The organism is Arthrobacter arnarulunnguaqae, from assembly GCF_051262515.1.
Taxonomy (GTDB): domain Bacteria; phylum Actinomycetota; class Actinomycetes; order Actinomycetales; family Micrococcaceae; genus Arthrobacter_N.
The window spans coordinates 237,852-257,411 of the sequence record NZ_JBIMER010000003.1; the positions used below are offsets into that span (position 1 = coordinate 237,852).

At 68.1% G+C, this 19,560-nt stretch carries 12 protein-coding genes; 3 read left to right on the plus strand and 9 right to left on the minus strand.

Annotated elements, in window-relative coordinates; all coding sequences use genetic code 11:
* The first annotated feature begins 104 nt into the window (after positions 1-104).
* On the plus strand, positions 105-4,178 hold the full coding sequence (locus tag ACHAAJ_RS04850; protein ID WP_435726793.1) for a glycosyltransferase: 4,074 nt from the start codon (positions 105-107) through the stop codon (positions 4,176-4,178).
* A 26-nt stretch (positions 4,179-4,204) separates the two neighbouring features.
* Here ACHAAJ_RS04850 and ACHAAJ_RS04855 read toward each other — a convergent pair whose 3' ends face one another.
* The 5 genes from ACHAAJ_RS04855 to wecB all read right to left on the minus strand — a co-directional run bounded on the left by ACHAAJ_RS04855 (position 4,205) and on the right by wecB (position 11,690).
* A complete protein-coding gene (locus tag ACHAAJ_RS04855) occupies positions 4,205-7,375 on the minus strand; it encodes a glycosyltransferase family protein (RefSeq protein ID WP_435726795.1) in 3,171 nt (1,056 codons plus the stop codon).
* A gap of 48 nt (positions 7,376-7,423) precedes the next feature.
* Complete coding sequence (locus tag ACHAAJ_RS04860) at positions 7,424-7,990, minus strand: hypothetical protein (RefSeq protein ID WP_435726796.1); 567 nt, start codon at positions 7,988-7,990, stop codon at positions 7,424-7,426.
* Positions 7,983-9,863, minus strand: coding sequence for a hypothetical protein (locus tag ACHAAJ_RS04865; protein ID WP_435726797.1), 1,881 nt, complete (start codon positions 9,861-9,863; stop codon positions 7,983-7,985). The genes ACHAAJ_RS04860 and ACHAAJ_RS04865 overlap by 8 nt, the downstream gene beginning before the upstream one ends.
* Positions 9,864-9,875: 12 nt before the next feature.
* Positions 9,876-10,463 carry a hypothetical protein gene (locus ACHAAJ_RS04870; RefSeq protein WP_435726799.1) on the minus strand — a complete coding sequence of 196 codons (588 nt, stop codon included), beginning with the start codon at positions 10,461-10,463 and terminating at the stop codon, positions 9,876-9,878.
* 90 nt (positions 10,464-10,553) lie between these two features.
* Complete coding sequence (gene wecB, locus ACHAAJ_RS04875) at positions 10,554-11,690, minus strand: non-hydrolyzing UDP-N-acetylglucosamine 2-epimerase (protein WP_435726958.1); 1,137 nt, start codon at positions 11,688-11,690, stop codon at positions 10,554-10,556.
* A gap of 321 nt (positions 11,691-12,011) precedes the next feature.
* On the opposite strand from wecB, the gene ACHAAJ_RS04880 reads away from it, so the two are divergent.
* Together ACHAAJ_RS04880 and ACHAAJ_RS04885 are read left to right on the plus strand one after the other, a co-directional pair.
* Positions 12,012-12,830, plus strand: a complete 819-nt coding sequence (locus ACHAAJ_RS04880) for an ABC transporter permease (RefSeq protein WP_435726801.1) — start codon at positions 12,012-12,014, stop codon at positions 12,828-12,830.
* The gene (locus ACHAAJ_RS04885) at positions 12,817-13,734 is read left to right on the plus strand and encodes an ABC transporter ATP-binding protein (RefSeq protein ID WP_435726803.1); all 918 of its coding nucleotides are present in this window, start codon (positions 12,817-12,819) and stop codon (positions 13,732-13,734) included. Before ACHAAJ_RS04880 ends, ACHAAJ_RS04885 begins: the two co-directional genes overlap by 14 nt.
* Before the next feature lie 5 nt (positions 13,735-13,739).
* On the opposite strand, the gene ACHAAJ_RS04890 is transcribed toward ACHAAJ_RS04885, so the two are convergent.
* The 4 genes from ACHAAJ_RS04890 to ACHAAJ_RS04905 are packed head-to-tail and all read right to left on the minus strand — an operon-like array spanning position 13,740 to position 19,334.
* Positions 13,740-14,582 (minus strand): serine hydrolase domain-containing protein, encoded by an 843-nt coding sequence (locus ACHAAJ_RS04890; RefSeq protein ID WP_435726805.1) that lies wholly within the window; start codon positions 14,580-14,582, stop codon positions 13,740-13,742.
* A 2-nt stretch (positions 14,583-14,584) separates the two neighbouring features.
* Positions 14,585-15,649, minus strand: coding sequence for an NAD-dependent epimerase/dehydratase family protein (locus ACHAAJ_RS04895; protein ID WP_435726806.1), 1,065 nt, complete (start codon positions 15,647-15,649; stop codon positions 14,585-14,587).
* Complete coding sequence (locus ACHAAJ_RS04900; protein WP_435726808.1) at positions 15,646-18,315, minus strand: alpha/beta fold hydrolase; 2,670 nt, start codon at positions 18,313-18,315, stop codon at positions 15,646-15,648. The genes ACHAAJ_RS04895 and ACHAAJ_RS04900 overlap by 4 nt, the downstream gene beginning before the upstream one ends.
* Positions 18,309-19,334, minus strand: a complete 1,026-nt coding sequence (locus ACHAAJ_RS04905) for a 3-oxoacyl-ACP synthase III (RefSeq protein WP_435726810.1) — start codon at positions 19,332-19,334, stop codon at positions 18,309-18,311. Before ACHAAJ_RS04905 ends, ACHAAJ_RS04900 begins: the two co-directional genes overlap by 7 nt.
* Positions 19,335-19,560: the final 226 nt, after the last annotated feature.

Here is a 19,560-nt window from a genome sequence, read left to right on the forward strand (position 1 = left end):
AATCGCCGGGGCGCGAACTTCGGCGCAGGCTCTGGCACTTTCGTCATGGCGCCACGGAGCGGCTGAAAGCCACCGCGCGTGCCACCAAGCGAAGGACTCGGGCCGTGGCCGCCTCGTACGTCGATCGTGTGCGGCCGGTGGCAGGTCCGGTGGCGCGCGCCGTACGGGGCCGAGGTGCCCCGCCGTCCACGGGACGTCTCGCGGAGAGATTCGCGCGCCGACAGACGGCGCGGAACCTCTACCGGCTGACCCGCGGTCTGTACCGCGCGGGCGAACTGGCGCGTCCGGATGCCCTGCTCTCCGACCACCCTGCCCTGGTGGCCGAACTCGACGAGCACCAGCGGAAACTCGTTGCGCGGATTCAGGGGCAGGCGGCGCTCGCCCGCCGCCTGCCTACCGTGCCCGCCCGGCAGCCCAACGCGGCAATGCTGGTGGAACACGGACGGGTGATGTACTGCGCGCATTCCACGCCTCCCTTCCAGTCCAACGGGTACGCGATGCGGACCCGCGGTTTGGTCGCCGGGATCGCAGCGACCGGGACGGACGTCTTCGTTGCGGCCCGCCCGGGATACCCCTGGGACGCGGGTACCGACACGCCCACGGACGAGGGCACGTCCTTCACCCGCGAAATCGATGGGATCGCCTACGAGTTCTCCTTCGGCCCGGGGCTGGACCGGCAACGGCTCGACGACTACCTGGAGAGTGCCGTCGACGCCTATCTCCGTTCGATTATGCTCAACCGCCCCGCACACGTCCACGCGGCATCCAACCACCAGACGGCCCTGCCTGCGCTGATCGCGGCCAGAATAGCGGGGTTGCCCTTCAGCTACGAAGTGCGCGGTTTCTGGGAGTACGGGCAAGCCAACGGCGGGTCCGCCGAATCGGAACAGCGCAGCCTGGCGCAGGAACTCGAGGATCTGGTGCTGGCTGAGGCAGACCATGTCTTCGTCATTTCCGACCAGATGGCCGACGAACTGGCGGCACGCGGCGTGAACCGGGCCCGTTGCAGCGTGGTCCCGAACGGCGTGGACACCGACCGTTTCCAACCGCTTCCGCGCGTGGGTGACTTGGCGGACCGGCTGGGGCTGGATAGGTCCAAGACCGTCATCGGCTACGCGGGCAGCATGGTCGCCTACGAGGGCATCGACCGGCTCATCGACGCGTGCACCCGGTTGGGCGCCGTACGCGGGGACTTCCAGTTGCTACTGGCCGGCGACGGTCCCGAGCTCCCCAGACTGCGGCAGCGGCTCGAGCGGTCGGGGGCGCGACTCGACTACCAGGTGACGGGTCGTCTTCCCTCCGATTTGATGCCCGAGCTGGTGGGGCTGATGGATATCGTCGTCTGTCCGCGCCTGGATACCCGGGTGACGCGCATGGTGAGTCCGCTGAAGCCGTTGGAGGCCTTGGCGTGCGGGATCCCCGTGGTCGTGTCGAACCTACCCGTGCTACGCGAACTCGTGCGCTCTTCCGGTGGGGGACGCACGGTCCCGCCGGACGACGTCGACGCTCTCACGGCCACGCTGTCCGAGCTGATTGACGACCCCGGCGCGCGGCGGGACCTCGGACGCTCGGGACGCCTGTGGGCGCTCGACGAGCGCCGTTGGGCGTCTCTGGGTGGCGGCCTCGTGGACGTGATCCGCGCGTTGCATCGCGTGCCTTCGATGGACGCGGCGGCCCCGGGCGCGAGGGATCTGCACGAGATATCGGTGGGCATCGTTGCCGACGAGTTCACGACCGCGGCGCTGGCCGAGACGGTGCAAACCGTCGCCTTGACTCCGGAAGACTGGCAGGACCAGCTGGGCGCCCGGCGCTTCGACGCGGTCTTCGTGGAGTCGGCGTGGAACGGCAACGGTGGACGCTGGCACCGGGCCGTGGGGCACTACTCCGACGAGGAGTCGGCACCGCTGCGGAGGCTGTTGGAGCAATGCCGGGCCTCAGGGATCCCCACGATCTTCTGGAACAAGGAAGACCCCGTCCACTTCGAGCGGTTCGCTCCGAACGCCCTGCACTTCGATCACATTCTCACCACCGACAACCGCGCGATGCCCCGCTACCAGAAGCTGCGCCGTGCCCCGGAGCAGAGCATCGGAACCATGCCATTCTTCGCCCAGCCGCGGTTGCACCATCCGCTCTCGCGCCACGTCGACCGCGACCACCCCGTGATGTACGCGGGCTCGTACTATGGGGACAGATACGCCGAGCGGTCCCGGACACTTGGCGCCTTGTTGGATGCGGCACGGCCCCATGGGCTCCTGATCCACGACCGGCAGGCAAACAATCCAGAGTCGCCGTACAGGTTCCCGGCCGATCTCCAGGAGTGTGTGGCGGGCGGGCTTGATTATGCACAGATGCTCGAGGCGTACCGCAGCCATCCCATCCACATCAACGTGAATTCGGTAACCGCGTCGGAAACGATGTTCGCCCGGCGCGTCATGGAGATCCTCTCCACCGGGGGGTTGGTCCTCAGCGGTCCCTCCCACGCCGTAGCGCACCTTTTCCGGGGCCTCGTGCCGACGACCGGATCCACCGCCGAGGCCGCCAAGTACCTTGAGGACTGGTTGCGGGCACCCGACGCGCGGAACGTCGCGGGGTGGAACGGCCGAAGGCTGGTCCGCCGGTCGCACACTCTGGGGCACCGGCTGACCATCGCGCTGCGTTTGGCAGGCCTGCGGGTGCGCGCGCCGGAGCTACCCCGCGTGGACCTTCGCCTGACGGGTGGGGCGGAGGAAGCGGCATGGGAGGACCTGCTTTCGCAGACCCTTCCCCCGGCCAGCGTCGCTGTCGACGGCCCAATGCCGGAACGTGCCGCGGAGCTGCTGGAAGCGCGCGGGGTGCGTGTGAGCCGCGACGGCGCCGTTCCGGCCCCCGACCCGGGCCCCGTCCTCCAGGGGCAGTGGAACGGCTCCCGGTTGGACCGCACCGTGCTTGAGGACCTGGTGACGCTGCTGGTGGACACGGGTGGCGTAGGAGCCACACTCGACGACACCCGGCCGGAGGACAGCTACGAGCCGCTGGCGTACGCGGGCGACGCGCCGGCGTCGTCGGTGCGCCTCGGAACGTCCGGACCGAACCAGGTCGTCATGCGGCGCGGCATGCTCGGCATTGAACGGTCCGCCCCCGACGCCGAGGCCGAACGGCCCGCCGCGCACCACGGGCCGACACGGGCGGGAGCCGGCCGGCGCATCGTCGTCGCCGGGCATGACTTCAAGTTCGCCGGGGGGCTGATCAGCGCGCTCGAGGCGCAGGGCCACGAGGTGCGACTAGACCCGTGGCAAGGGCACAACGAACACGACGAGAACACCAGCACAGACCTTTCCGAGTGGGCCGACCTGGTTTTCTGCGAGTGGGGTTTGGGCAACGCCGTCTGGTACTCGAGGAACAAGCGCCCCGGCCAACGGTTGGTCGTGCGCATCCACTCTCAGGAACTCTTCACCCAGAGTCTCTCGCGGATGGACGCGGCCGCCGTGGACCACTTCGTCTTCGTCGCTGCGCACATTCGCGACGCGGCGATGCGGTTTCGGGGGATCGCGGACCGGCCATCGACTCTCGTCCCGAACATGGTGGCCGTGCCGGACAGACGGGGGCCGAAACCGGAGTCCAGCCGGTTCGTCCTGGGCCTGGTGGGAATCGTCCCGCGCCAGAAGGGACTGGACCGCGCCCTCGATCTCCTGGCCAGCCTCCGCGAACGGGACAACCGCTACACACTGCGCATCAAGGGCAAGCATCCGCGGGACTACCCGTGGATGGAGGACCGGCCCGGGGAGAAGGCGTTCTACGAGCGCCAGTTCGCGCGGTGGATTGATGATCCCCGGCTTCGCGGAGCCGTTCACTTCGACGGCTATAGTGCCGACCAGGACGATCTCGGCCGGTGGTACGACGGCGTGGGGTTCGCGGTGAGCGTCAGCGACTTCGAGTCCTTCCACTACACCCTGGCCGACGGCGCAGCCCGGAGAGCCGTCCCCGTCTCCCTCGCCTGGACCGGCGCGGAACGAATCTATCCGCGCGGGTGGATCCACGCCTCGACCAACGATATGGCGCGGCGGATTCTGGCGCTCGGCGACACCGAGGCCTGGCGTGCGGAGGGAGAGGCCGCCCGCGCCTACGTGGCCGCGCGCTTCGACGCGCCCACGGTGGCCGACCGGCTGGTCCGCGTCATCGTTGCCGGACCGTCCATCTAGGGGCGGTCCGGCTGGTGCGCTCTGACCTAGCAGACCCGCAGCATCCGCCAGAGGAGCTGGAGCAGTTCCGCATCGTCCAGCAGGCGTCGACCCCGCTCCGGTCCCGGCGTGGTGCCACGCGGCACCGCCGCGGAAACCTGGGTGGCGAGCAGGCGGTGGTCGTGAAGGCGTTCCAAATCGGCGGGGCGGGGAACCATGACGGCGTCGGCCCGTCGCGCGTAGCCGAGCATTTCCTCGAACGGCTGGTCAGGATCCGTGTGCAGGAACCCCACCGGGAGGTTGAGCCTCCGGGCGACGTCGATGAGACGGTGGACGGGCTGGGGATCATCCGGCTCGATGTCGAAGGACCGCTGCCATGGGCCACCGGTCGCCGCGTCCGCGCAGACGACGACGGCGTCGACGCCGCCTTCCAGCTGCTCATGCCATCTCAGAGGGTCCAATGCCACCGCGCGGAACACCGGGTCGGAGGGCATATCCGTCCGGGCGGCGCACACGAGTCCCAACGTGGGCAGCCGCGTCATGGACGCCGGGCCCACCATGTCCTCCACCGGCGTGATGGTGCCGGTGTGCAGGTTGGGCGCGCCGGAGACGCCGGCGCAGTGGCGCGCGGCCATCAGAGACAGCGACTCGCGCGGCGTTGCGCCGCTGGGATTGGCCATCGCCCGTTCGATCCGTTCGCTGGTCCCCGGCGACCCGGCCACGTCCCAGAACACCGGGAGACCCAGGCGTCCGCCGGCCACGGTGCAGGCAAGCGCGGCCAGTTCGTCTCCAGAGGTCGAGAGGTTCCGCGCGTCGATCTCCAGGGCGCGTGCGACGACGGCGTCCACCCGCACATCGAAGGCCGCGTTGACGTCATCAACCGGCTCGCCGAGGCGTAGCACGTTCATGCCCGACGGACCTGCCGCGCGCGTCGGAAGAGGGTTGCCAGGACGTCCCTGAACGACGACGAGGTCCGCGCCGTTGCCGTCCCGCAGCGCGGGCTGGGGCGAGGCCACATGAAGCCGGTGGGCACGCTGTCGAAGCGCGGGCACGCCGGAGACACGGCCCGCGAGGCGCCGCTGCGCGTCCGGGAGCAGCCAAGGAAGCGAGGGCTGCTGTTCGAGCAGGGACTGTGCCTGGGCGTACCGGCCGGATGCCTCCAGCTGCGCCACCATGGACCAGTGCTCTTGCTGCGAACCGGTCAGCGTCGGGCCACCGGCGTCGTCCTGTTCGTTAGGCGTGGTCCCCGACGACGAGCCGAAGACCAAATTCAGCCATTGCGCGCGGACGAGCCTCGCGTCGTAGCGGGCGGCGAGCTCTGCCGCTGCGCGGCCAAACTCGTCGTAGCGACCCGGCTCCGCGTTGGCGGCGAGGATGAAATCGGCGGCCGCGCGCGTGTCGTCGAAGCTCCAGGCCTCCGAGAAGATCTCGTCGGCACCTTCTCGCCGCCAGACCACCGGAACCGCCCCCGACGCCATACCCTCCACGGGGGCTAGGTGGAATGTCTCCCGGGTGCTGGGGGACAGGGTCCAGCCGATGCGCCGGAACCAGTTGCCCATGTCCGGACCGAAGGGATCGAAGACGACTGCTTCGCGCAGAGTGTCGTTCTGCCGCAGCCGCTCGAAGAACGCGAGATAGGCGTCCCTGTTGAGCGGCTTCTTCCATTCCCAGGTGTAGTTCCACGGCTTGTGGCCCCGGAGGTGCAGTGTGTACCGGGGATCGGCCTCGAGCAGGAGTTCCAGGAGGTCGAGGGCCCGGTCCGGGCGCTTCAGCGCGGGAACGATTCCGGCCATACCCAGATGGAACCGGCTTCCCCTCAGCTTGGGACGGGAAAGGTCGGCCGACTGGACCGAGTTCGGGATGACGGTGGTCTTGTGGTCCGGCCACCCCATCCGGTCGAGGGCCTTCTGCCTATAGAACTCGGAGACGAAGACCACTTTCTCGACTGCATCGATGTTCAGGTCGCGGATCCAACTGGAACGAAGCTCGAAGCCGTGCAGGTGCACGTGCAGGCGTTTTCCGGCTGGTAGGTTCTGGCTGTACCAGAGGGCGTTGACGCTGGAGAACTCGCAGATGACGACTTCGGCCCACTCCATCAACGGCGCGCTCAGTTCGGGCTGCGGCGTGCTGTTGTTGTCCCACATATCGACGCGCAGGTCGATGTCCTGTCTCTGGGCGAGAGCCTCGACATAGTCCCCGGCGAACTTGAAATCGGCCCCGACCAGCAATACGCGGGTACGGCGGGGATTCGACGGCACTTGGGCGTAGTCCGCGAAGAGCGGCGAAAAGAACTCCGCAAGGACGGCGGTGTCTTCGCGGCGCGGGACACGTGATGGGGCGGAGGCGACGGACGCCAGATCCTCCGCGATTGTCCGCGGCTCCCAGAAGGCAGCCACACCGTTGTGCGGATCCGCGGCGACGCTGCCGCGCTCGGCAAACAGCTCGATGCCGCGTGCCGCGAACCAGCGCAGGGCCTGGTTGCTACGAACGGCCGCCGTGGGCTCGGGCGCAGGCAGGAAGCCCAGCGGGCGGACCGAGGCCAGGGCCGCGGTGAGGGACGCCTCATCGGGGGCAACGACGCGTGCCCCAGGGATTGCCGCAAATTCCTTGAGGACCGTGTGTTGCCTCAGACCGGCGGAGAGTTGGGAGTCGCAGACGAGGAAAACGGGACGGGGCGAACGGGTGCGCTGAGCGTGCCTCGAGTAGTGGCGAATCGCCTGGAGCCCCATGGCGCCGGTCACGTCCAGGTTAATGACGAGAGCCGGCACGGAATCGGAAGCGGCCCCCGGCAGCACCGGCGCATCGGTCCCCGCAAGTGCCGGGAACACCAGCACGTTGGCGGTCGCTTCCCAGAAGGCGCGTTCGACCGTACTGCGGGCGTCCTCGTCGAAGACCACCACTTTGCGGGACATCGCGATGGCTTCGGCGAGGGGTCCCTGGAGGTCGTCGGAAAGCCGTAGCGGCTGCTGTGGTCGTTCCTGCACGAACGTCCATAGTCGGGCCCGCGGAACGCCCGATTGCGACAGTTCGGCCGCGATCCGGGGACTGGTGGCGATGACCAGCTCGGCTTCGTTCAAGGCCGGCGAACCGGCGGTGGGGGCCGAATGATCGTGGAGATGGCGGACGCCCACGATGGCGCCCGCGGCCCGCATGCCGTCCGCCGCCTGCTGGACCCAGACCGGGGGCTCGGCAGCGGTGTGGCGAGGGTGTGGAAGCACCCACAGAATCCGCCGTCCGGCGAGAATCCCTTCGGAAGTGTGTAGCATCTAGGGCATTTCTCCAATCGCCGCATAGTCGATCAACGCGGACAGCAGTCTGCTCGGCGGGCTTCCCTCCGTGGCGGGGTCCGAGAGGGTACCGGTCACAACGAGGCTTGCCTCGCGCTCCAGGCCCTTCGTTCCCGGCATCCGGACTCCGCCGTGGCGCACCAGGTAGGTCAGCCGGCCGTGGCGGCGGTTCTCGAGTGCCAGAAAGACCAGCTCCTCCATGAGGTGCGATGCGGCCGCGTCGGCTGCGCCGCACCAAGGGCCCCCGTGGAGGGCCGCCATGTCGATGACGACCGAGTGGAGGGACACTTGCTCCAGCACGTGGGCCGCCATTCCCGGCGAGACGGCGAGGATGGGATGCATCCCGAGCAGCCGCTCGCGTAGCGCGGCACTCCCAACGAACGCTATCGGCCCCGCCGTCTCGCCGGCGGGGCCGGGGCTGACGACGTCGTAGCCGGCGATCTCCGCCAGATTGATGTTGTACGCCGTCGTGTTCACGGCGGGCGTTGACGCCCGGCCCAGTCTCTCCAGCAACGGACGGATGTCACCGGGTTCGGTCTTAGGCATCGATGCGTGCTCCAATTTTCTCCTCGACGAGCCGCCACAGCATATCGCGGGCCGCGTTCGGGTCTCCCACCGGCGTTTTGACCGCCGCAGGCCGACAGCTCAGGCTGCTTCCGTCTTCAACCAGCGCCCACGCCGGCGCGGACGCCCCGGCGTAGTCGCTCCACTTGGAGGGCAGATAGGGGTTGACTGAGTGCTTGGCGCCCGAGTGGGCGTCATTGACGATCAGGAAGTCGAACTCCTTCGTGACGCCAAGGAACTCGAGATACGGCAGCGACGCGTTGAAGCGGACCAGGTGTTCGATTCCGTCGGCGCCAACGCCATCCAACGCCCTTTTCACCAATCCGGAGAAGGCGGCGCGGGACATCCCCGGGGGTCGGGCCTTGAGCCCGTCCTCCGGGATGAAGTTCGTGAAGACATGGACGTTGATGTGTTCGCGGACCGCGGGGGGCAACATGCGCATGGCGACGGTCAGGTCCGTGATCCCGCGCGTCGCATAAAATTCGCCGAAGTAGGCGAGGTTGAGCTTGCCTGGATCGACGTCGTAGTCCACCTTGCGGGCGCCATAGTATTCGGGCGGCAGGGTCGGGTGGTTGGAGACCACGGATCGCGACTCCACCGACTCGGCCAGGGCGGGGGAGTACACGTGCTCCAGCATGATCTGCCGCTGCAGGTCGTTGGTGAAGAGAACCGTTTCACTCAAGGCGAAGGGAATGATTTCGGCCAGCCCGAAGAGGGTGAAGTGTTCCTCTGGGATCGTGCCGTATTCCCGCTCCACGGGTGCCACAAGCGCGTCGAGGAACGGGTTTCGCGGGACCGGTCCACCGCGGGGGTTTCCCTCGACGTCGAGGGAAAGGGGATCGGAATACTCGGCCGTCCACTTGATTGACGGCCGGCGAAGTTTGTAGGCGGCCGCCAGGAAATGGGACGGCGCCCACATGGCCCGGCTGTAGAGAAATTCGTAGTCGCGTCCCGTTTCCTCCAGGGATTCGATCTCCTGGAGGCCCTTGATGCAGAACTGCTCGAATGGAGCCCACGAGGCCCAGGACGGGCTCATGTCGAGGAATTTCTGCGAGGACACGTAAGGTCGCGACAGGACCTCGATCGTCGAGTCGATTTTCTTGCGGTTGACGGATGAACAGGCGACGACGTCGACAGTCGCGCCGAACTGGCGCAAGCGCTTGGCAGCCACCGTGGATCCGGTGTCAGCGAACGGTGAGAAGTTGTAGAGCACGGCGAGCCCGGTCGTCGGCGGGCGCAGACGTTCCCACGGGATGGAAGACGCCGCATCCGCAACGGTGAGGCGGTCGAAAACGGCGCGCCGTGCCTCCGCGTCGGAAGCCAACGCATGGGCCATGGCCGCGTCGACGCGGGTCGCCAGACGCGCCGCGTGCTTCGCAAGACCCACGGTAAGCTCCGGAAGCGTGGCCTCCAGTTGAGTGACGAAAGCCAGGTACCTGTCGCTGAGAAGATGCGGGTCCGCCGCGTCGAATACCGGGGATTCTTCCTGGGTGCCCTGGGATGAGGCGACGGACCCGGACCAGCCCACCGCAAGGTCCAATCTGCGTCCGCAGCGGTTCAGCGCGGAGAATTGGGCCAGGCGGCGCGTCTCTATCCGGGGCGAGAGCAAGGCCGGATGGGCCTCACACAGCTCTATGGGCCAGAGTGCGTAGTCGAGCACCAGGGGGTCCACTATGTCGTCCATTGTGGCGGTGGCATGGTGACCGGCGAGTTCGGCGGACGTACCGGAATCGAGAATCACGGGGAGTGTGCCATGCTTCAGCGAGGCAAGCGCCCGCGACAGTGTCGCGGACGGCAGCCCCGGCACGTCGACGGCGAATCCCACCGCCGGGATGGCGTGTTCGTTCTCGCTCATGGACGTGGGCAACTAACGTCCCTCGGGTCGGTGGAGTGCGTGTCCATCCGCCGGGACGAGCGCGCCCAGCGCCGCATTGATGTCCGCCCGCGCATCGCTCCAACCGGCATGAACGGTTTTCTCAAGCGCGGACTGCTCCTCCCGCAGCTTCGAGAGCTGTCCGCCCAAGTTGGCGAGTTCCGTGGCTAGGCGGTCGATCGCATCCGTATCTCCCGCCACCGGCGCAGAGCCTGGGTGAGTATCCCCAAGACGCTCCCGCAGCACGGAGAGGTGCCGATCGTTTCGGGTCAGCAGGGACAGGATCTCCTGTGAAAACTGTGCGGGTGCCCCGCCGGGGGACTGCGCGGATACCTTGGTGGCGGAACCACGCAGCATCTGGCGAAGCGCCGCCTTCTGGTTCCGGAGCGCCCTGCGGCTATGCAGGAATGCCATGGGACCCACGAGGGCCGTTGCGCATCCTACGAAGGTCAGGGACAAAGTCGTCTGCCCTAGCAGGGCGGTGACTGCCACCGCCACTCCGAGAAGGACAAACCCGCCCAGTGCGGCGAGATAAATCCGCTTCTCAAGTGAGCTGCCGCCGCTGGTGTTCTGGTTCGCCATGGGGGAGATTCTACCTTCCAACTTGTGTGTAACGCCGGGGCAGGAAAGCCCGCGAAGGGGTGCCGGGCACGCGTGCCCGCATCTGTGTCACTACTGTTGGGTGATGAATTCGTCGGTTCGGCTGCCGACGCCCAACAGTTCGGCAATGGCTGCAACGGTACGCGCGGACGCGTGGCCGTCGCCGTAGGGGTTGACGGCGTTGGCCATCGCCCCGTAGGCCTGTGCGTCGTCGAACAACGCGGAGACTTCGTCGACAATGCGGTCCTCTTCGGTGCCGATCAGTTTGACGGTCCCGGCGACGACCGCCTCGGGTCGTTCCGTGTTTTCGCGCATGACCAAGACCGGCTTGCCCAAGCTGGGCGCTTCCTCCTGGACGCCGCCGGAATCCGTGAGGACCACGTTCGAGGCGGCCAGCAGCCGTGTGAATTCGCCATACGCGAGGGGTTCCGTGACCAGCACGTTGTCCAGTCCCTCGAGTGCGGGCAGGACAGCCTCGCGGACGACGGGGTTTCGGTGGGCCGGAAGGACGATCGTGGCATCGGGGTACGCCCGTGCCAGGCGGGCCACGGCACGGCCCACGTTGCGCATCTGCTCGCCTTGGTTCTCCCGGCGGTGGGTGGTTACCAGCAGGATGCGTCGGCCGCTGGCGACGATCTCCTCAAGGCGATCGTCCGTGAACGGGAGCTGACGCTGTGCCGTGGCAAGGAGGGCGTCAATGACCGAGTTCCCCGTAACGACGATGTCCTTGGGGTCGATCGCCTCTTTGACCAGGTTGGCCCTGCTCACCGTGGTCGGCGCCAAGTGCAGGGACGCTATCTGCGAGGTGATCTTCCTGTTCGCCTCCTCGGGGAAGGGCGAGAACAAGTCGCCGCTGCGCAGCCCCGCCTCGACGTGAACGACCGGGATGCCACGATAGAACGCCGCGATGGCGCCGGCGGTGGACGTGGTGGTGTCTCCCTGAACGATGACCGCGCTGGGCTTGTGTTCCTCCAGCAGGCGGTCCAGTCCCTCGACCGTGCGGGCGAGGATCCCGTTGAGCGACTGGCCGGGACGCATGATGTCCATGTCGGCATCGGGTGTGATCCCAAACAGTTCGTTCACCTGATCGAGCATTTCGCGGTGCTGTCCCGTGACGGTAACGAAGCAGCCGAACAGGTCGGACTTCTGGATCGCTTCGACGATCGGGGCCATCTTGATGGCCTCGGGGCGCGTGCCGTAGATCGGCATCAGCAGGGGGCGTTCAGTCACGTCTCGTCCTTCTTGGTGCGTTTGCGAGCGCCCGTTTGGGCCGTTGGGTGCCAGCGGTTTGGCCCTGTTTCGTTCTCACGATTCGGGATCAACTCTACCGACGTGATTGCGCAATGCAATTTGGTTCCCCCTCGGGGGCAAGCCCCGGGGGCACGGGGTGTCCACGCCCCGGCGGAAAAGAATTGCCAGTAGCATGGACAGGCTAGCTACCAGCAGGAGTTGACATTGGAACCGAAAAGCCCATCCGAGCGTCCCCGGGCGTACGTTGCGCCGGGACCCGCCCGAGTGGATGTCTCGGGCATGGCGCGCGTGGGGTCGAAGCCCCGCCTCTTTGAGTACATCCGTGAGCTGTGGCGCTTCCGCGAGTTCGTCTACGTCGACTCGAAATCACGCGTTGAGGCCGGGAAGAACCAAGAGCGGCTGGGCCTTCTCTGGCTCGTCCTGACGCCCATATTGAACGGGTTGACCTACTACCTGATCTTCGGTCTGCTCCTCCAAACGCAGCGGGGTATCGAAAACTTCCTTGGCTACCTGGTCATCGGTGTCTTCATGTTCGCCTTCACCTCGCGCTCCGTCACCTCGGGTGCGCGGGCGATATTGTCGAACCAGACCGTCATCAAGGCCTTTAGCTTCCCTCGGGGAACGGTCGTCCTGGCTGCCAATGTGCGTGAGCTACTGCAGACGGTTCCCGCCGTCATCACGATGGTGCTCCTCATCCTTGCCCTCCCGCCGGCGGAAAAAATCAGCTGGTTGTGGTTGATGATGGTCCCCGTGATTGTCCTGCAATTCGTCCTGAACGTCGGGTTGTCGCTGATTCTCGCCCGGCTCATTTCGGCCGTGCCGGACTTCGGACAGATCCTGAACTTCCTGGTTCGCGTATGGATGTACGGTTCGGGCGTCTTCTACTCGTTCGACAGGTACGTGACACACCCGACGGTGCAGAAGGTACTCGAATTCAACCCCCTGTTCTGCGTGCTAGATATCATGCGGGACGTCATCCTGTACGGCACTGTTCCGGCGCTGACCCGGTGGCTTGTCCTGGGCGGCTGGGCATTCGCCTCCGTCTGCATCGGCATCGTCTATTTCTGGAAGGCAGAGGAATCCTATGGTCGCGACTGACGAGGTTTATCTGGGAGCCCTTCACCACGGCAGCGACGCCGCCTACGATCCCGCGGTTGTGGTGGACAACGTCGGCATGTCCTTCAAGGTGCAGAGCGACGACCGAAGGATTCTCAACACCGTGCCGGTTTGGCGGAGATGGACGAACAAGGCATTCGGGCGTACGCCGGAGGTCGTCGTCGACGCGCTCCAACCACATACGTTGGTGTTCAACCACGGCGAGTCGATCGGCATCATCGGACGTAACGGATCCGGGAAGAGCACTTTCTCCAAGCTCCTGTGCGGACAGCTGACGCCGACCACGGGTGCGATCTACTCGGCGACCCGGCCCGTGATGCTGGGCGTGAATGCGGCCCTCGTTCCCCACTTGACGGGCGAGCGGAACATCGTCCTGGGGTGCCTCGCCATGGGAATGTCCCGGGACGAAATCGACCGCAAATTCGACGATATCGTGGAGCTTTCCGGTCTCGACAGCGCCGTTTATCTTCCCATGAACACCTATTCCTCGGGAATGGAATCGCGGCTCCGGTTTGCCATCGCGACGGCCGTCGACCCCGAAGTGCTCGTCATCGACGAGGCCCTGAACACCGGTGATGCGCAGTTTGCCGGTCGAAGCAAGGCGAGAATGGAGGTCCTGCGCAAGCAGGCGGGCTGTGTCTTCATCGTGAGCCATTCGATGGGAACCATCCGGAGCATGTGCACGCGGGTGCTGTGGTTTGACAAGGGTGAACTGGTCATGGATGGCGACCCCAAGTTTGTCACGCGCATGTACCAGGGATACGTGGGGCGTTTGGCCCGCGGGTTGGAAGAAAAGGCGAAACAGTCCCGGGTCAAGTTGCTGAATACCCGCGGCATGCTCGATCTCGAACTTGTGGGTACCCCGAAGTCAATGCACCGTCGGTGAGTCCCCTAACGGTTCCGTTCGACCGCTGACGCAGCCCGCGTTGGTGCGCCCAGCACCAGATCGCTGAACATCGGCCACGCCTCGGCGGCCCAGGGACCGAAATCGCGGTCGGACAACGCCACACAGGCGATCCCCGCCTCTGGGTCGACCCAGAGGAAGGTACCGGACTGGCCGAAGTGCCCGAACGTCTTTGCGGAGTTCCGGGATCCGGTCCAGTGCGGCTGCTTGTTGCCCCGAACCTCGAAGCCCAGGCCCCAACCGTTGTCCGCCTGCCGTCCGAACCCCGGCAGGACGCCGGGCAGGCCCGGGAACACGGCGGCGGTCGCCCCGGCAACCGTCTCCCGCGCCAGCAACACGGGCGCCTGGAGTTCGGCCGCGAAGCGGGCGAGGTCCTCCACGGTGGACACGGCCCCGGCGGCGGCGGAACCCTCCAGCCGCGTCGTGGTCATGCCCAGGGGGCTCAGGACCGCCTCGTCGAGGTAGTCGGCGAAACGGAAACCGGCCGAGGCCTCCAGCGTCTCGGCCAACACCTCGAATCCGGCGTTCGAGTAGATCCGGCGTTCACCGGGAGCGGCACGCACCTTGCGCTCCGAGAAGTCGTATCCGGACGTGTGGGCGAGCAGATGGCGGACCGTGGATCCCTCCGGGCCGGCCGGCTGATCGAGTTCCAGCGCGCCCTCCTCCACGGCGGCGAGCGCCGCATACGCGCTCAACAGCTTGGTCACCGACGCGAGGCGGAAGGTCCGCGCGCCGTCGCCGTGGGATGCGATGGTCCTACCGTCGGCGTCAACGACCGCGGCCGCGGCGTGTTCGACGGGCCAGGTGTCCAGTGCCTTTAGGGCGTCCATGCTCATCCTCCGGTGTTGTGGTCGGTGTTCTCCGCGCGGACAGTGGCCGTCGCGGGGGCGGTCCCCCCGTAGTGGGCGGCCAGCAGCCGCAGACCCTCGTCAAGTCCGACCTCCGGTGTCCAATCCAGGATCCTGCGGGTCTCGCGCTGGTCGAACCAGTGGGACGTGGAGAGCTGTTCGGCGAGGAAGCGGGTCATCGGCGGTTCGTCCCGGACCCAGCCGCGGTCCCCGGCCAGCGTCCAGGCCTTCTCCACCAGGGACCCCGCCGCCCGTGCAAGCCGACCCGGCACGTTCCGGCGAGGGGCCGCGACGCCGCCGGCGCGGCAAATTCCGGCCAGGAGGTCCCCGACGGGCCGGGGCTGGCCGTTGGTCACCACCAGGGCCCGTCCGTGGGCGTGGCCCATGCGTGCGAGGGCGCGAACGATCGCGGCCGCGGCATTGTCCACGTAGGTCGTGTCGATCAGCGCGGTTCCGCCGTCGAGGAGGGGAAGCCGCCCCGCCTGGGCGCGGTCCAGTACCCGCTCCACCAGCTGGGTGTCGCCGGGACCCCACACAATGTGCGGCCGGACGGCCGCCACGCGGAACGACGCCGTGTCCGCACCGAGCGCCAACAGCTCCGCTGCGGCCTTGGAACGGGCGTAGTGGCCGCGGGCCCGAACCGGGTCCGCCGGTTCCGCGCCCGCGCCGGCGATCGCGGATCCCAGGTGGGCCACGGAGGGGGACGACACGAACACGAGGTCCCGGACCCCGGCATCGCGTGCGGCCCTGACCACGTTGCCGGTTCCTTCGATATTTGTCGCGGCGAACTCGTCCCAGCCTCCGGTGAAGGACACCTTGGCCGCGAGGTGGATCACTGCGTCGACGCCGGCCACGGCGCGTGCGACGGCATCCGGGTCCGTGACGGAGCCCCGGTTCGACGCTGCGGGCCCGCCCGCCGACCGCCGCTGGAACGTTTGGACGCGGTGCCCCTGCGAGGCCAGCAGTCGGACCACGGCGCGGCCGAGCATGCCGCTGGCTCCGGTCACCAGGACGTCCCGGCCGTGCCTGGGGAGCGGATCCGGCGTCACAGCCTCGGGGCCTTTCCTCCGGCCAACGTGGCGGTGGCCCACCCGGCCACCGCCACCCGGTCGACCTTCGAGTTGTGCCGCACGTCGGTTGGCAGCCGGGGTACCGCCAGTACCGCGGCCACCTCGAGACCCGTCGCCGTGACCACCGCGGTGCGCACGGCCGTGCCGAGCGCGTCCGCGGCCCTGCCGGCGGTCTTTGCGGGCGGATCCGTCTCCAGCACGACGACGGCGGCCTGGGTTCCAGCCGGTCCCACGCCCACGACGGCGGCGCGCCCGCCGCCGGGCACGGCGGCCGCGGCAAGCTCCGCGGCCACGGGAGTGCGGACCCCGCCCGCGGTGGTCAGGATGTGCCCGAGCCGGCCTTCCACCCAGAGCCGACCCGCGGCATCGAGGTGGCCCACGTCCCCGGTGCGGTGCCAGCCGGGAAGCGAGGAGCTCTCACGCTCGGTGATCCAGAGCCGGTCGTAGCGGTCCTTGACATGCGGCGCCGAGACGAGGATCTCTCCGGTTGCCCCTGCCCGGGTGGACGGAGCGCCTGACGCCGCCCCGTCGTCGTCCAGGGGGGCGACGGCCACGCTGGCTCCGGAGACGGGCAGCCCCACGCAGACCCCGTTGCCCGCCCCGGCGGCGCGGATGCCCGCGTGGTCGATGTCCGTGACCGGCAGCGCCTCGGTCATTCCGTAGGGCGTGTGCAAGGTCGCCGCGGGAATCAGCCGCCGGATGCGGTCCAGCAGGCTTTCCGGAATGGGGGCGCCGGCGGAGAGCACCAGGGAAACGCGGGCCAGGGCTTGCCGTCCGGGGTCGTCCAGCGCCCCGGCGGTCGCGTCCACGTTCGCCAGCGCGGCGGGGGAGGCGAAAACCACGGACGCGTCGATGGCCGACGCCGCGTCCGCCAATGCTGCGGCCGTCAGCGTGCGGGGCGCCGTCACGTCCATGTCTGGCGTCACCGAGGTGGCGCCCAGGGCCGGTCCCAGCAGGGCGAACGGGGCGAAGCCGGCGACCAGGGCGGAACCCGGGGAGATGCCGTACGTGTTCCGAATGGTGTCCCGCATGGCGGCGAGTTGGCGTTGGGTGTAGACCACGCCCTTCGCGGGGCCCGTGGATCCCGACGTGAACAGGATCGCGGCGTCGTCGTCGGCGCCCGCCGGAGCGAACGGCTCCGAACCGTTGCCGGCTGCGGCACCTCGTTCCAGCAGGCCGGGCAGGGAGTGTACGACGCCGAGGAGCCCGCTGCGCGTTTTTCCCAGCCGCGTGGCCGAAATGCGTGTGCCCGGCCATCCGAACGCGCGCGCCGCGGCGAGGGCGCGTTCGATGCCCACCAAATACTTCGGTCCGGCACCCTTGACCGCGCGTCCGAGGCCGACCGCGCCCAGCCCGGCGTCGGCAACGACGACGACGGCGCCGAGGCGCAGGCACGCGTAGATCAGACACGTGAGATCCCTGCCGGGTGGCACCAGCAGGCTCACCCTGTCGCCGGCGGAGACGCCCACGGACGCCAGGCCGCGTGCGAGGGAGTCGACCCGCGCCGCCAATTCCGACCAACTCAGGCTGGTGGTACCCGACTGCCCGGATTTCCCCGGGATCATGTCGACGACGGCCGGGCCGCCGTCGTCGCGTCGTGCGTCGAGTTCGGCGAGCATTGGCCGGAACGCGGGAACCCCTTCGGTTTCGCGCGCGGGCGCCGCCGGTGCGGCGGCGCCCTGCGGCGGTGACGCCGCGCGGCCCGTCCCGGAATCCCGTGCTGCAACGTTCAGTCCCAGCCATGCGAGAGCCGGGACGGCGATGTCCCGGTCCTCGGGCAGCAGGTGCCCGGCGCCCTCGAAGCGGTGGACATCCGCGTGGGGAAGCCGATCCATCAGGTCGCGCAGGTACCGGTCGGAGAACACCGGATCGCGCGGACCCCAGAGCAATAGGGCGGGAACGTCGAGGCCGCGGACGCCGTCGGCAATCCGTTCGAGGGCGCTCCAACTGGGATGTGTGGGCGTCGCGGGGATGTCCGCCACGAAGTTCCCGATGCCGACGCGCCGTGCCGCTGTCGCATAGGGCGCGCGAAACGCCGCGCGCACCTCACGGGAAAGGCGCGGCCGGGCGAGGGCGTACGTGACGTCGAGGAACGCTGTGCCGCCGGTGGTTCCCCATGGGTGGACCGCCGGGTGCAGGGCCGGGCGGAGCACGGCCGGGACGTCGAAGCCGGCGGGGTGGACGGCCGTGTTGGCCAGGACGACGCCGGCCAGTTGTCCGGGGTGCCGCAGGGCCCAGCCAAGCGAGACCAGGCCGCCCCAGTCGTGGCCGACGCTCACCACGGGACCTTCGAGCCCCAGCGCCGCCGTCAGGTCCGTCAGGTCCGCGACCCTGTCGTCAAGCCTGCGGAAGGCCCCGGTGCGCTCCGAGTAGCCCATGTCCAGCTGGTCCACGGCGACAACCCGCCACGGGGTGGGCGCGTCGGTGGCGGCCGCGATCAGTCCGCGCCACAGGTAGGACCAGGTGGGATTGCCATGCACGCACAACAGGGTGCCGGCGGGTTCCAGGCCGCGCCGGGCCAACTCCGCGCCGTTGTCCAGCAGGTGCCATTCGTGGACGGCGCCGACGGCGGAGGCGGCCGCGGTGGACGGCACCCGAACGCGCCGGGACCATTCCGGCCGCACGCCGGGCCAGGCTGCTACCACGCCAGTTCCAGCATGGCCGTGTTGAGCCCCGATCCGACCCCCATGCACAGCACCCTGTCTCCGGGATTGAGCGAACCCGATTCCTGGGCCAGCGTCATGGGGAGCGACGCCGGTCCCACGTTGCCCCACTTGGGGAAGGTGATGGGTACGCGGTCGCGGGCCAGGTCCACCGCCTTGATGATCGCGTTGGTGTAGGAGTTGGACACTTGGTGCGTGACGTAGCGGTCCATGGAGCGCCAGTCCCACCCGCTCGCGTGAGCCTCGTTCCAGGCCCCGACGACGAGCTCGAGCCCGTTGTCCAACAGGCCCTTGGTGTCGGTGTACATGCCGTCCGGGCCGCCCACGCAGAGTTCGTGGTGTTCCGTGCCGGCCCGCGACACCCCGCCGATGATCCGGTGCGATCCGGGGTGCCGGTCCGCGGGACCGATCACGGCCGCGGCGGCACCGGAGCCGAGCGTCAGTGTGGCGAATTCGCGCAGGTAGTCGTCCCGGGTCGAGTCCTCGCGGTTGAGTCGTTCGAAGGTCGGTTCCTGCGCGATTTGCGAGTCTTCGCCGGCCACGATGAGAGCATATTTGATTTGGCCCGAATCGATCATGTTCGCTGCCAGCGTGATGCCGTTGACGAATCCGAGGCAGGCGTTGGCCAGATCGAAGTTCATGGCCGAGGACGGCAACCCCAGACCGTGATGGACTTTCACGGCCACGGACGGCTCCAGGTTGCGGCGCGTGACGGAGGTGTTAATCAACAGCCCCACTTGGCCCGCTTCGATCCCGGCCTCCGCCAGCGCCTTGGATCCGGCTTCAATGGCGGCGTCGTCGAAGCCCGTCCCCGCGGGCCACCAGCGGCGTTCACTGACTCCGGCGACGCGTTCCAACAAACGGCGCGACAGCTTCAGCCTCTTGAGGCTCGGTTCCAGCCGGCGATCGAAGTCGTCCGAGCTGACCACCACCGGCGCCTCCACGCCCGTGACAGCCAGCACCGCGGAGTTGTCGTGTCGGAACGTTGCGTTGCCGTTCAATATCAAGCCTTCGTCCAGTTGGTGTGGTTCGCCCGAACGCACGGCGACCGGCGACGTACTGCCCAAGACCTTAACTATGCACGCACGGCGTGGATCCCGCACATCCAACAGACGGCATAAACCACGCGCCGCCGATGCGCCCCGGTGTTCCGGGAACGGGGTACGGGGCGCGATCGGCAGTAGATTGGTGGTGTCCAAATGTCCCGCGCGCCCGCCGCGCCCCACC

Bases quoted from the DNA above. Each gene is read 5' to 3' on its own strand.
- ACHAAJ_RS04885 (WP_435726803.1), top strand. From the start codon at position 12,817: ATGGTCGCGACTGACGAGGTTTATCTGGGAGCCCTTCACCACGGCAGC.
- ACHAAJ_RS04865 (WP_435726797.1), bottom strand. From the start codon at position 9,863: ATGAGCGAGAACGAACACGCCATCCCGGCGGTGGGATTCGCCGTCGAC.
- ACHAAJ_RS04880 (WP_435726801.1), top strand. From the start codon at position 12,012: ATGGCGCGCGTGGGGTCGAAGCCCCGCCTCTTTGAGTACATCCGTGAG.
- ACHAAJ_RS04860 (WP_435726796.1), bottom strand. From the start codon at position 7,990: ATGCCTAAGACCGAACCCGGTGACATCCGTCCGTTGCTGGAGAGACTG.
- ACHAAJ_RS04870 (WP_435726799.1), bottom strand. From the start codon at position 10,463: ATGGCGAACCAGAACACCAGCGGCGGCAGCTCACTTGAGAAGCGGATT.
- wecB (WP_435726958.1), bottom strand. From the start codon at position 11,690: ATGCCGATCTACGGCACGCGCCCCGAGGCCATCAAGATGGCCCCGATC.
- ACHAAJ_RS04890 (WP_435726805.1), bottom strand. From the start codon at position 14,582: ATGGACGCCCTAAAGGCACTGGACACCTGGCCCGTCGAACACGCCGCG.